The organism is Streptomyces cyaneofuscatus (assembly GCF_033109485.1).
Taxonomy (GTDB): domain Bacteria; phylum Actinomycetota; class Actinomycetes; order Streptomycetales; family Streptomycetaceae; genus Streptomyces; species Streptomyces cyaneofuscatus.
This window is the reverse complement of the sequence record NZ_CP137002.1, coordinates 5,030,892-5,042,552: the sequence shown is the minus strand read 5'-3', so window position 1 is coordinate 5,042,552 and position 11,661 is coordinate 5,030,892. Positions and strand designations below refer to the sequence as shown.

The following is an 11,661-nucleotide window of genomic DNA, read 5'->3' as shown; positions in this document are numbered from 1 at the left end:
GAGCGCCATGTCATTTGCCCTGTTGCTGACCACCGCCGCTGCCACGGCCGTCGGCGCCGCCGCGCTGCATGCCGCTCACGGGCTGCGCAAGCAGGTCGCGGGCCTGCGCACGGAGCTGGCCGAGGGGCGCGCTCCCGGTGCGTCGGTCCCACCGCAGAGCCGTAGTGCCGCCACTCCCCCCGAGGAGATACGCGCGGCCGTGGCCGAGGCGCTGGCCGAGGAGCGCGAGCGTGAGCTGGCCGAGGCGCGCGCCTTCTGGGCCGCCCAGGAGGCCCGTGACGCGGCGGACGCCCCCTCCCTGCTGGGCGGGATGCCGGTGCTCGGTGAGGACGCCCCGTTCTACCTTCCGCGCCAGAGCGACTTCGCGGGTCTGGAGTCGCTGGACCTCGAATCGGCCGAGGCGATGGAGGAGCTGGCGGAGCTGAGCGAGCGGACGCTGGCGGAGCACGAGGCCGGTGAGTTCGCCGGTGAGTTCATGGACCTTCCGGAGATCGCGGACCACCCCGAGGACTCCCCCGAGCTGGCCGCGGCCCGCCGCCGCCACCCCTCCCACCCGGACTTCGTCCCCGTACAGACGCCGGTGGTCACCGACCACGAGCGCACCGTGAGCCGCCTGGAGGAGCTGGCCGACCTGGCCACCGAGCTCACCGATGTGCGGCCGGGCCCGCTGGGCACGCTCGATGTGTACGTCTTCGCCGACGGCACCACGCTCTGTATGACCCCCGGCCACCGCGAGACGGCCGAGCGGCTCGCGGACGCGCTGCGGGCGGGCCGGCAGCCGGTGCTGCTGGGCGGCTCGGGCGTCTCCGGCGCCTACGCGCTGACCTTCTCCTGCGGTGAGGACAACGTCTACATCCTGGCGGACCGCGTCATCGCCTCGTTCTGACCCGTCGCCGCCTCCCGCGGCTACGCGAAAGCCCGCGCCGCCGCTTCCTCCACGTATCGCACGGCCTCGTCCAGCTCTCCGGACGGGGCCGTCACCAGTTCCACGGCCAGATCACGCCCCGCGACGGCGAGTTGGTCGCCCACCGCGAACACCCCGGCGTCCGGCAGCACCCGCGGCTCCGCCCCGGGGCTCTCGAAGCGCTGCGCCCGTGCGGCGAGTTCGCGGGCGGCGGCCAAGCCCTCGGCGGCCGCACCGCGCTGGAGGCGGCTCTGCGGGGCCGAACGCAGCCGGTCGGCGAATCGGTCCACGGCCAGGATCAGAGGCGTCGTATCGAGCACGCGCACGACCCTACGTGCCCCTCCCGCCCGGCCGCCAACAGCCGGACGCTCAGACGGAAGGGCCCGCAGGCTTCATGCCTGCGGGCCCTTCCGTTCTCGTGGTTCTCACCGGTGTGTCACCGGTCAGTCGTCACCGGTCAGTCGTCACCGCTGAGGATGGCGACCAGGCGCAGCATCTCGATGTAGATCCACACCAGGGTCACGGTGAGGCCGAACGCGGCCAGCCATGCCTCCTCGCGCGGGGCGCCGTACGCGATGCCGTCCTCGACCTGCTTGAAGTTGAGAGCGAGGATGCACGCGCCGATCACGATGGCCACGATGCCGAAGATGATGCCGAGGGCGCCGCTGCGGAAGCCGAGGCCGTCACCGCCGCCGAAGACGGCGAACAGCAGGTTGACCATCATCAGCAGCATGAAGCCGATGGCGGCCGCCATCACGAAGCCGTAGAAACGGCGCGTGACCCGGATCAGACCGGTGCGGTAGGCGATCAGCACACCGGCGAAGACCGCCATCGTGCCGAGCACCGCCTGCATCGCGGCGCCGGGGGCGACGTAGACACTGACGATGTTGCTGACGATGCCGAGGAAGACACCCTCGAACGCCGCGTACAGCAGGATCAGCGGCGGCGAGGGCCGGCGCTTGAACGAGTTCACCAGCGACAGCACGAAGCCGATGATCGCGGCACCGATGGCGACACCGTAGGCGCTGCCCAGGTTCGCCTGGTCGACCGGCATGACCCACCAGGCGATGGCGGCGGCCACGACGACCAGACCGAGCGTCATCGCCGTACGCGTCACCACGTCGTCGATGGTCATCGCGTCGGTGCGCGCGGGCGCCGGGGCGCCGGGCTGGGTGCCCTGCTGGGCGTAAGGGTTGGTGGCGTACGGGTTTGCGGCGGTGCCCTGCGCGTACGGGTTGGCGCCCGTCGTGGCGGCCCCGGCCTGCGGCGCCGCGTTGAAGCCCGCGTGGCCGTTGTCGCGGCTGAACCCCCGTCGCGAGAAGACCGGGTTGCTGCTCCTCATCTCACTCCTCCATGGCCACACTGCGCGGCCTTGCGACAAGAGTAATGGGTAGGCAAAAGAAGCACCCAGTGCCGGAGGAGGATCTTTGTCACCGTGGTCCGCGGGTGACGGTGGAGCCTGCGGGGGCAGGGGCTACGGGGAGGACCGTCCGGGTCACGCTCCGTACTGTGCGTGGTGCCCGGAGCCGGACTCGAACCGGCACGCCCCCGAGGGGCAGCGAGGTTTAAGCTCGCCGTGTCTACGTTCCACCATCCGGGCGTGCCGCGCGGCTCCGCGTTGGCAACTGACCCTATCCGGGGGCGTCCCCCGATCAGCGGAACAGTGGCGCGATGTTGTCCTATTTTATTGAACGCTTGAGGGACCGTCAGCATATTCGCGCGGCCTCACCACGCGCCCGCACCGGATCCCGGCCGACCGGACCCCCTGCGGGATTGACGGAAAGTCGCCGCACCCGTACGGCCCAATACGCCAGGTGCGCGCCAGGCTTCGCCAGGGGGCGCGCCACCCTCGGGATCCGGGGCGCCGGGAGCGGCTCCCGCTCCGGGTGCGGGGGCGCCTGCGCCGCCGGGAAGCGGCCGTCACCCTGCGTCACGAGACCGTCCCTCGGATGAAGCCTCAGGGTCGGTGTCATACCCGAGGAGGACGGCCCCACCCCTGTGATGCGACTCAAGAGGGCCACGGGAACGGGCATCGGGGGTGACGACTCGGCGCGATCGGGACGTGACGATGGAGTAGTCCCCAAGGCCGCGCCGTCAGCGCGGGCCGCGTCACCCCCGTATGCATCCGCATCACCCGAACCAGGAGCGTCCCTGTGACCACCACTCCCACCGTTCACCGCGCCACCGCGGTGGCTGCCCGCGCCACGGAGCTGTCGAAGGTCTACGGCGAGGGTGAGACGCAGGTCGTCGCCCTGGACCGGGTGACCGTGGACTTCCCGCAGGGCGAGTTCACCGCGATCATGGGCCCCTCGGGCTCCGGCAAGTCGACGCTGATGCACTGCGTCGCCGGTCTCGACAGCTTCAGCAGCGGTTCGGTGCGCATCGGCGACACCGAGCTGTCCACGCTGAAGGACAAGCAGCTCACCCAGTTGCGCCGGGACAAGATCGGCTTCATCTTCCAGGCCTTCAACCTGCTGCCGACGCTCACCGCGCTGGAGAACATCACCCTGCCGATGGACATCGCGGGCCGGAAGCCCGACGCCGCGTGGCTCCAGAAGGTCATCGACATGGTGGGGCTCTCGGACCGGCTCAAGCACCGGCCCACCGAGCTCTCCGGCGGCCAGCAGCAGCGTGTCGCCGTGGCCCGCGCCCTGGCCTCGCAGCCCGACATCATCTTCGGTGACGAGCCGACCGGAAACCTGGACTCACGCTCCGGCGCCGAGGTCCTGGGCTTCCTGCGCAACTCGGTCCGCGAGCTGGGCCAGACCGTGGTGATGGTGACCCACGACCCGGTGGCCGCCTCCTACGCGGACCGGGTGATCTTCCTCGCGGACGGCGCGGTCGTCGACCAGATGATGCACCCGACCGCCGACGGGGTCCTCGACCGGATGAAGGCGTTCGACGCGAAGGGCCGCACGAGCTGACCCGGGCGGGCCGCCGCACCCCGGCCCCGCCGCAGCACCCCGGCCCCGCCCCCGCGCTCCACGTCCCCCTTCCGGAACCCATCCCAGGACACACAGACATGTTCCGTACCGCCCTGCGCAATGTGCTCGCGCACAAGGCCAGGCTGCTGATGACCGTGCTCGCCGTCATGCTCGGCGTAGCGTTCGTCTCCGGCACCCTCGTCTTCACCGACACCCTCGGCAACGCCTTCCGCAACCAGTCCGCCAAGAGCTACGACGATGTCGCCGTCGCCGTGGAGACCTACGCCGGCGGGCGCGACGAGAAGACCCCCGGCCTCGACGAGGCCACCCTGGAGAAGATCCGCGCGGTGGACGGCGTCGCCTCCGTCACCGGCCGGGTCAACGGCTTCGCCGGGGTCGCCGACCCGGACGGCAAGCTGATCGGCAACGGCTGGTCCAACACCGGCGCCAACTTCGCCCCCGGCAAGGACGGCAAGGACGGCGCGTACGACTTCACCCAGGGCAGCGGCCCGGCGAAGAACGGCCAGATCGCCCTCGACAAGGACACCGCCTCCAAGGGCAAGTACCGCGTCGGTGACCCGGTCCGGGTCGCCACCAACGGCCCGGTGAAGGAGTACACCCTCTCCGGTGTCTTCACCACCGAGGACGGCGCGGTCAACGCGGGCGGCAGCCTGGTCCTCTTCGACACCGCGACCGCCCAGAAGCTCTACCTGAAGCCCGGCGTCTTCCAGAACGCCACCGTGGCCGCCGCCGCGGGCGCCTCCGACAGCAAGCTGCTGGACGCCATCACGCCGCTGCTGCCGAAGGAAGCCACCGCGCAGACCGGCAAGGCCCTCGCTGACGAGCAGGCCGAGCAGATCGAGTCCGGTCTCAGCAGCCTCAACGCCATGCTGCTGGCCTTCGCGGGCATCGCCCTCTTCGTCGGCATCTTCCTCATCGCCAACACCTTCACCATGCTGGTCGCCCAGCGCACCCGTGAGCTGGCCCTGATGCGGGCCATCGGTGCCACGCGCCGCCAGGTCAAGCGCTCGGTGCTGATCGAGGCCGCCGTCGTCGGCACGCTCGCCTCCGTCATCGGCTTCGCCCTGGGCCTCGGCCTCGCCACCGGTCTGCGCTCCGCGATGGGCCTCCTCGGCGGCAAGATCCCGGCCGGGCCGCTGATCGTCTCGCCCACCGCGGTCCTCTCCGCCTTCGCCGTCGGCATCGTGATCACGATCCTGGCCGCCTGGCTGCCCGCCCGCCGGGCCGCGAAGATCGCCCCGGTCGCCGCGATGAGCAGCGTGCACGCCACCGCCTCGGTCAAGTCCCTGGTCGTACGGAACTCGATCGGCGGCTTCATCGCCCTGCTGGGTGCCGTGGGCATCGTCGGCGGCGCCGCGACCGGCGGGACCAACGGCCGGTACCTGGTCGCGGCCGGCGCCTTCCTCGCCCTGATCGGCATCATCATCCTGATCCCGCTGCTCTCCCGCCCGGTCATCGCCCTGGTGCGGCCGGCGATCAGCAAGCTGTTCGGCGTCTCCGGGAAGCTGGCCTCGCAGAACGCGGTCCGCAACCCCCGGCGTACCGGAGCCACCGCCTCCGCCCTGGCGATCGGGCTGACCCTGGTCACCGGCATCTCGGTGCTCGGCGTCACACTCGGCCAGGCCATCGACAAGATGACCACGGACAACATCAAGGCCGACTACATGGTCTCGATGGCCAGTGGCGACTCCCTCGACAAGTCGGCGCTCACCGCCCTGTCGAAGGCGGACGGCGTCTCCGCGCTCTCCCCGCAGCAGGCCTCGTCCCTCCAGGTGGACGGGGAGTACCACTCCGCCTCCGGCGTCACCCCGGGCGACGTGGAGAAGGTCTTCGCCCTGGACACCGTCTCCGGTTCGCTCGCCACCCTGAAGGACGGCCAGGTCGCCGTCGGCTCCAAGACGGCGAAGTCGAACGGCTGGAAGACCGGCGACACCCTTCCCGTCCAGTTCGACGACGAGAAGAAGGGCAAGGTCACGATCGGGGCGCTCTACAAGGAGAACGAGTTCCTCTCGCCCTTCGTGATCCCCAAGGAGCTCGCCGACCGGCACAGCGCCTCCTCCCGCCCCGAGATCCGCGAGATCTGGATCAAGACGGACGGCGGCGCGAGCCAGGCCAACGAGCAGTCCATCGTGGACGCGCTCGGCGACAACCCGGCGATGAGCGTCATGGACCGGCAGGACATCCGTGACATGTTCGGCGGCTTCATCAACACCGCGCTGAACATCATGTACGGGCTGCTCGCCATGGCCCTGCTGATCGCCGTCCTCGGGGTCGTCAACACCCTCGCGATGTCGGTGTTCGAGCGCCAGCAGGAGATCGGCATGCTGCGGGCGATCGGTCTCGACCGCGGCCGGGTCAAGCGCATGATCCGCCTGGAGGCCGTCGTCATCTCGGTCTTCGGCGCGGTGATCGGGGTCGGCCTCGGGGTCTTCCTCGGCTGGGCGATCGGCCAGACCCTGGCCGCCGACATCCCCGGCTACGCCCTGGTCATCCCGTGGGACCGGCTGGCGATCTTCCTGGCCCTGGCCGGACTGGTGGGCGTCCTCGCCTCGCTGTGGCCCGCCCGCAGCGCCGCGAAGCTCAACATGCTGACGGCGATCAAGACCGAGTAGCCGGAGCTCCCCGGGACCGGGACGGGACAGGGGCAGGACAGGGACGACGAGGGGCCGGTGCACCGCTGGAAGGCGGAGCACCGGCCCCTCGCCCGTACCACGGGCGTACGCACCGCGGAGGTACGCGTACGGGTCAGCCGTCCGCCCGCTCCGCCTCCTCCGTCCAGGCGCGGCTGCGCAGCGGCAGCCGGGAGGAGCCGCCCTCCAGGGGGCGCACCGCGAGGATCTGGTTGACGCCGATCTTGTTGTGCTCGAAGGAGAGCGCGGAGGCGGCCATGTAGAGCCGCCAGACCCTGGCCCGGCCCGGGGAGGTGGCGCGTACGGCCTGCTCCCAGTGGCGCTCCAGGTTGGCCACCCACTGGCGCAGGGTCAGCGCGTAGTGCTCGCGGATCGCCTCCACGTCCCGGGCCTCGAACCCGGCCTCCTCCAGGGTGGCCAGGGTGCGGCCGAGGGGGGCGAGTTCGCCGTCGGGGAAGACGTAGGAGTCGATGAACGCGTCGATGCGGTAGGCGTCCTCGTCCTTCTCAGGGCGGCGGGCGATCTGGTGGTTCAGCAGGCGGCCGCCGGGCTTCAGGAGGGCGTAGAGGTCGTCGGCGTACTCGCGGTAGCGGACCGAGCCGACGTGTTCGGCCATGCCGATCGAGGAGATCGCGTCGTACGGCCCGTCGGTGACGTCCCGGTAGTCCTGGACGCGGATCTCGATCCGGTCGGTCAGGCCCGCCTCGGCGATGCGCTTGCGGGCGTGGGTGGCCTGTTCCTGGGAGAGGGTGATGCCGGTGACCCGCGCCCCGTACTCGCGGGCGGCGTGGATGGCCATGGAGCCCCAGCCGCAGCCGACGTCCAGGAGGCGGTCGCCCTCCTTCAGCGCGAGCTTGCGGGAGACCAGGTCGAGCTTGTCGCGCTGGGCGTCCTCCAGGGCGCCGCCGTCCTGCCAGTAGGCGCAGGAGTAGACCATGGACGGGCCGAGGACCAGGGCGTAGAAGTCGTTGCCCACGTCGTAGTGGTGGCTGATGGCCTCCTTGTCCCGCCGCTTGGTGTGCAGCGGGCCGGTGCGGCGGCGGACCTCCTCGGCGGGCGGGGCGGGCGGCGGCCAGGGGCCGGCCAGCTGGAGGAGGCCGCGGGCGAAGGCGCGTACGGCGGGGTCGCGGACCGGGTGGACGGCGTCCTTGGCGTCGGCGCCCCGGTCCCACAGGAGCCCGGCGATCCGGTCGAGCACCTCGTACAGATCGCCCTCGACATCGATCTCCCCGGCCACCCAGGCGCGGGCCAGGCCCAGTTCGCCGGGCTTCCACAACAGTCTTCGCAGGGCGCGGCGGTGGCGGATCACGAGGACGGGGGCGCCGGGCGGACCCGATTCGCTGCCGTCCCAGGCCCGGATGCGGACCGGTAGGGGTTCCGAGAGCAGCTCTTCGGCAAGAGCGGTCAGCCGCGATGCGGCGCGTGCCATGGCGCACACCTCCGTGGTGGTGTTCCCGACAAACACAACAAGCCCGATGCGTAACGACGTGCCCATAGTCCCGCCGTGGCAGGGATCGGTGCCACGACGAGGTACGTCTGTGTCAACTCTCCTTCCACGCTCCGTCATCCCGCTACCGGGCAACGAAAGGGCAAAACGCGCGCCCGCCCACGGTGGACACGGCCACGGATACGCCGAAGGGGCCGTCCGCACCACGGATGGCGGACGGCCCCTTCGGGCGTCGTACGGTGCGCTCCCCGCGGAGCGCGTCACCGGGGGGTCAGGAGGCCTTGGCCTTCTCGCCCTCGGGCTTGGCGGCGGCGACGGCCGGAGCCGGGGCCGGCTTGGCGGCCTCGTAGAACTCCTCGCGCGGCGTCTCCATGGCGCCGAGCGAGACGACCTCGCGCTTCAGGAAGACCGCGAGGGTCCAGTCGGCGAAGATCCGGATCTTACGGTTCCAGGTCGGCATCGCCATGCCGTGGTAGCCGCGGTGCATGTACCAGGCGAGACGGCCCTTGAGCTTGATCTTCACCTTGCCCATGACGATCATCGCGACGCCCTTGTGCAGGCCGAGACCGGCGACCGCACCCTTGTTGGCGTGGCTGTACTCCTTCTGCGGGAAGCCCCGCATGCCGGAGATCACGTTGTCGCCGAGGACCTTCGCCTGACGCAGCGCGTGCTGGGCGTTGGGCGGGCACCAGGCGTTCGGGTTGCCGGCGCGGCGGCCGACCATGTCCGGCACCTGGGCGTTGTCGCCCGCGGCCCAGATGTAGTCGGTGCCCTGCACCTGGAGCTTCTCGGAGGTGTCCACGTGGCCGCGGGGGCCGAGCGGCAGACCGAAGCGGGCGAGCGCCGGGTTCGGCTTCACACCGGCGGTCCACACGATGGTGCTGGAGTCGACCTCCAGGCCGTTCTTGAGCACCACGTGGCCGTCGACGCAGGAGTCCATCGAGGTGGAGAGGTAGATCTCCACACCGCGGCTCTCCAGGTGCTCCTTGCCGTAGGTGCCCAGCTTCGGGCCGACCTCGGGAAGGATCTTGTCGGCGGCGTCGACCAGGATGAAGCGCATGTCCTCGCGCTTCACGTTGGTGTAGTACTTCGCCGCGTCGCGGGCCATGTCCTCGACCTCGCCGATGGTCTCCGCACCGGCGAAGCCGCCGCCCACGAAGACGAACGTCAGCGCCTTGCGGCGGACGTCCTCATCGGTCGTGGAGTCAGCCTTGTCCAGCTGCTCCAGGACGTGGTTGCGCAGGCCGATGGCCTCCTCGATGCCCTTCATGCCGATGCCCTGCTCGGCGAGGCCGGGGATCGGGAAGGTACGGGAGACCGCGCCCATCGCGATGACCAGGTAGTCGAAGGGCAGCTCGTAGGCCTCGCCGACGAGCGGCGCGACCGTGGCGACCTTGCGGTCCTGGTCGATGGTCGTGACACGACCGGTGAGAACCTCAGCCTTGGGCAGCACGCGTCGCAGCGGGACGACGACATGCCGAGGCGAGATGCTGCCTGCGGCAGCTTCGGGGAGGAAGGGTTGGTACGTCATGTACGACCGCGGGTCGACGACCGTGACGGTCGCCTCTCCGTATCGCATCTTCTTCAGAATGCGACGAGCTGCGTACAGGCCTACGTACCCACCGCCTACAACGAGGATCCTGGGACGCTCCGTGGTGCTCATGCCATCGAGTATCCACCTCCCCTCAGGGGGGTGCTCGTGAGCCCCTTCACAAGGATTCACCCACCCTCTGCTACACTTCGCCGCCCACGTGACCCAGGTCATGACGCCGCAGGGGAACCGCAGCACCCCGGGAAACGTTCCTGACCGCCTGTGAGCTGGCCCTTGGCCCTCCAGGAGCACCGCGACGGCACCCCTTTTCACACCTGCGCAACACCCCCGGAACGCGCCTGTACGCCTTCCACGAGGGCCCTCCTGGGGCCCGGGCGGCCCTTGCGGGGACGAACTTCGCCCAAGAGGGCCGAATTCCTTGTGAAGAAGTTCACGAACTTTCTCGCGGCGCCTCTCCGGAAGGGTCCCCCGAGCAGCCCAGCAGGCCCCCGGGGCGGCTCAAAGGTGCAGGTGACGCTGCGGCTGAGCGGGCAGGAGGCGGGGCACGGCGCGGACGCAAAGAACCATGCCGACGACCTCGACGAGGGTCTGCGTGACGACCACGACGGCGGCGATCGCGTACGCGTCGGGGAGGGCCAGCGCGAGGGGAAGCACCACCAGGGAGTTACGCGTCGCCCCGCTGAAGACCACCGCCCGCCCCCCGGGCACGTCCAGCCGGAACAGCCGGGCCACCGCCCTCCCGGCGAAGGCCATCACCACCAGGAACGCCGCGTAGAAGGGGACGACCGCGGCGACGTCGGTGAGGTTCCCGCCCAGCTTCGGCACCTGGGAGGCCACGACCACCAGCAGGGTCGCGGCCATCAACGGGACCATCGTCGTGGTCGCCGCGTCCGACACCTTCCGCCCGCTCTCCCGCCGCCCCGCCCAGCCCTGGAGCCCCCAGGCCAGCGCGAGCGGGATGACGATCAGGAAGGCGAACGCCTCCAGGAACGGTCCGGCCTCCACGATGTCGGCGAGCCCGGAGCCGAGGAACGCGTACAGGAACACCGGCAGCAGCACCATCTGCGCGACCAGCAGGACCGGCGTCACGGCGAGCAGCCGGCGGGCCGATCCTCCCGCGAGCCCGCTGAAGACGATCACGTAGTCCACGCACGGACAGAGCAGCACGAGCAGCACCCCGAGCCGCACCGCCCGGTCGGCCGGCAGGAACGTGAACAGCGCGGCGACGACGAGCGGCACCACGACGAAGTTCACCACCAGCGCGGCGGAGAGGAACCGCCCGTCGCGCAGCGAGCGCAGCAGCTCGGCCGCCGGGACCTGAAGGAAGGTCACGAAAAGGAGCGCGCCCAGGACGGGGTTGATGAGGTGCTCCAACCCCGGCCCGAAGGAAGGCGCCGCGAGACCGAGAAGGGCGCCGAGGGCCATCGCGGCGAGATAGACGGCCACCTGATGGTGTTCCATCCGCTCGACGGCCCCACGCGGCGTGCCCTCGCTCATGCTGTACGTCCCCCCGCCCCTGCCGGGCTGTTACGCGGCGCTCCAGGCGATGCCGTCCAGGACGTCGTGCTCGCTGACGACGACCTCGTGTATGTGTACACGAATACGCGTACACTAGACCCATGGCCGAGAGCACTGTGACTGTACGGGAAGCCCGCGCGCACCTGGCGGACCACATCAACTCCGCCGAGGCGGGCACGCCCACGGTGATCACCCGCAACGGCGAACCCGTCGCCGCACTGGTGCCCATCGCGGACTTCGACGCACTGGAGGAAGCGGCGGACGTGCTGCTCGCCCGGGAGGCGGAAGCGGTCCTGGCCGAGGGCGGCCCGACCGTGACGATGGCGGAGCTGCTGGCGGACCTGTTCACCGAGCGCGCTGACGACGCGGCGTGAAGTACGCGTTCCGGTTCACCGCGGCGGCTCAACGACAGCTCCGGGCCATCGACCGGCCCGCCGCCATGCGCATCCTCGCCGCCCTGACGGCCCTCGGCGACGATCCGTACCGCGAGGACGCCGACATCAAGAAGCTCACCGGCCCGTCGGGGCTCTACCGGCTCCGGGTGGGCAGCTACCGGGTCGCCTACCAGGTGGAGGACGGTGAGCTGATCATCGTCGTCGTCAAGGTCGGCGACCGGCGGGACGTCTACCGCTCCCTGTGAGTGCGGGGCGGCCCCGCGCCGCACT

Annotated in this window: 10 protein-coding genes and 1 tRNA gene; 5 read left to right on the top strand and 6 right to left on the bottom strand. The window is 70.7% G+C overall.

Annotated elements, in window-relative coordinates:
• Nucleotides 1–7: 7 nt before the first annotated feature.
• Nucleotides 8–886 (top strand): hypothetical protein, encoded by an 879-nt coding sequence (locus R2B67_RS22270; RefSeq protein WP_317820515.1) that lies wholly within the window; start codon nt 8–10, stop codon nt 884–886.
• Between the two features lie 20 nt (nt 887–906).
• Here the strand turns inward: R2B67_RS22270 and R2B67_RS22265 are convergent, their stop codons facing one another.
• The 3 genes from R2B67_RS22265 to R2B67_RS22255 form a co-directional block, all read right to left on the bottom strand.
• Nucleotides 907–1,224, bottom strand: a complete 318-nt coding sequence (locus tag R2B67_RS22265; RefSeq protein ID WP_317820513.1) for a hypothetical protein — start codon at nt 1,222–1,224, stop codon at nt 907–909.
• A gap of 137 nt (nt 1,225–1,361) precedes the next feature.
• Nucleotides 1,362–2,246, bottom strand: a complete 885-nt coding sequence (locus tag R2B67_RS22260) for a Bax inhibitor-1/YccA family protein (protein WP_317820511.1) — start codon at nt 2,244–2,246, stop codon at nt 1,362–1,364.
• Nucleotides 2,247–2,418: 172 nt separating this feature from the next.
• Nucleotides 2,419–2,504: transfer RNA gene (locus R2B67_RS22255), tRNA-Leu, on the bottom strand.
• A gap of 553 nt (nt 2,505–3,057) precedes the next feature.
• Between R2B67_RS22255 and R2B67_RS22250 the strand changes: the two genes are divergently transcribed.
• The gene (locus R2B67_RS22250) at nt 3,058–3,828 is read left to right on the top strand and encodes an ABC transporter ATP-binding protein (RefSeq protein ID WP_018515617.1); all 771 of its coding nucleotides are present in this window, start codon (nt 3,058–3,060) and stop codon (nt 3,826–3,828) included.
• A gap of 98 nt (nt 3,829–3,926) precedes the next feature.
• Nucleotides 3,927–6,461: an ABC transporter permease gene (locus R2B67_RS22245; protein ID WP_317820509.1), complete on the top strand. Its 2,535-nt coding sequence runs from the start codon at nt 3,927–3,929 to the stop codon at nt 6,459–6,461.
• Nucleotides 6,462–6,594: 133 nt separating this feature from the next.
• Here R2B67_RS22245 and R2B67_RS22240 read toward each other — a convergent pair whose 3' ends face one another.
• The 3 genes from R2B67_RS22240 to R2B67_RS22230 all read right to left on the bottom strand — a co-directional run bounded on the left by R2B67_RS22240 (nt 6,595) and on the right by R2B67_RS22230 (nt 10,975).
• A complete protein-coding gene (locus tag R2B67_RS22240) occupies nt 6,595–7,908 on the bottom strand; it encodes a class I SAM-dependent methyltransferase (protein WP_317820508.1) in 1,314 nt (437 codons plus the stop codon).
• A gap of 289 nt (nt 7,909–8,197) precedes the next feature.
• Nucleotides 8,198–9,589, bottom strand: coding sequence for an NAD(P)/FAD-dependent oxidoreductase (locus tag R2B67_RS22235; RefSeq protein WP_237326262.1), 1,392 nt, complete (start codon nt 9,587–9,589; stop codon nt 8,198–8,200).
• A 387-nt stretch (nt 9,590–9,976) separates the two neighbouring features.
• A complete protein-coding gene (locus R2B67_RS22230) occupies nt 9,977–10,975 on the bottom strand; it encodes a bile acid:sodium symporter (RefSeq protein ID WP_317820506.1) in 999 nt (332 codons plus the stop codon).
• A gap of 122 nt (nt 10,976–11,097) precedes the next feature.
• On the opposite strand from R2B67_RS22230, the gene R2B67_RS22225 reads away from it, so the two are divergent.
• Both R2B67_RS22225 and R2B67_RS22220 read left to right on the top strand, forming a co-directional pair.
• Complete coding sequence (locus tag R2B67_RS22225; protein ID WP_018515622.1) at nt 11,098–11,370, top strand: type II toxin-antitoxin system Phd/YefM family antitoxin; 273 nt, start codon at nt 11,098–11,100, stop codon at nt 11,368–11,370.
• A complete protein-coding gene (locus tag R2B67_RS22220) occupies nt 11,367–11,636 on the top strand; it encodes a type II toxin-antitoxin system RelE family toxin (protein WP_317820505.1) in 270 nt (89 codons plus the stop codon). The genes R2B67_RS22225 and R2B67_RS22220 overlap by 4 nt, the downstream gene beginning before the upstream one ends.
• Nucleotides 11,637–11,661 lie beyond the last annotated feature (25 nt).

Excerpts from the sequence above, each read along its gene's own strand:
- R2B67_RS22270 (WP_317820515.1), top strand. The coding sequence starts at position 8 with ATGTCATTTGCCCTGTTGCTGACCACCGCCGCTGCCACGGCCGTCGGC.
- R2B67_RS22260 (WP_317820511.1), bottom strand. The coding sequence starts at position 2,246 with ATGAGGAGCAGCAACCCGGTCTTCTCGCGACGGGGGTTCAGCCGCGAC.
- R2B67_RS22245 (WP_317820509.1), top strand. The coding sequence starts at position 3,927 with ATGTTCCGTACCGCCCTGCGCAATGTGCTCGCGCACAAGGCCAGGCTG.
- R2B67_RS22240 (WP_317820508.1), bottom strand. The coding sequence starts at position 7,908 with ATGGCACGCGCCGCATCGCGGCTGACCGCTCTTGCCGAAGAGCTGCTC.
- R2B67_RS22235 (WP_237326262.1), bottom strand. The coding sequence starts at position 9,589 with ATGAGCACCACGGAGCGTCCCAGGATCCTCGTTGTAGGCGGTGGGTAC.
- R2B67_RS22230 (WP_317820506.1), bottom strand. The coding sequence starts at position 10,975 with ATGAGCGAGGGCACGCCGCGTGGGGCCGTCGAGCGGATGGAACACCAT.
- R2B67_RS22225 (WP_018515622.1), top strand. The coding sequence starts at position 11,098 with ATGGCCGAGAGCACTGTGACTGTACGGGAAGCCCGCGCGCACCTGGCG.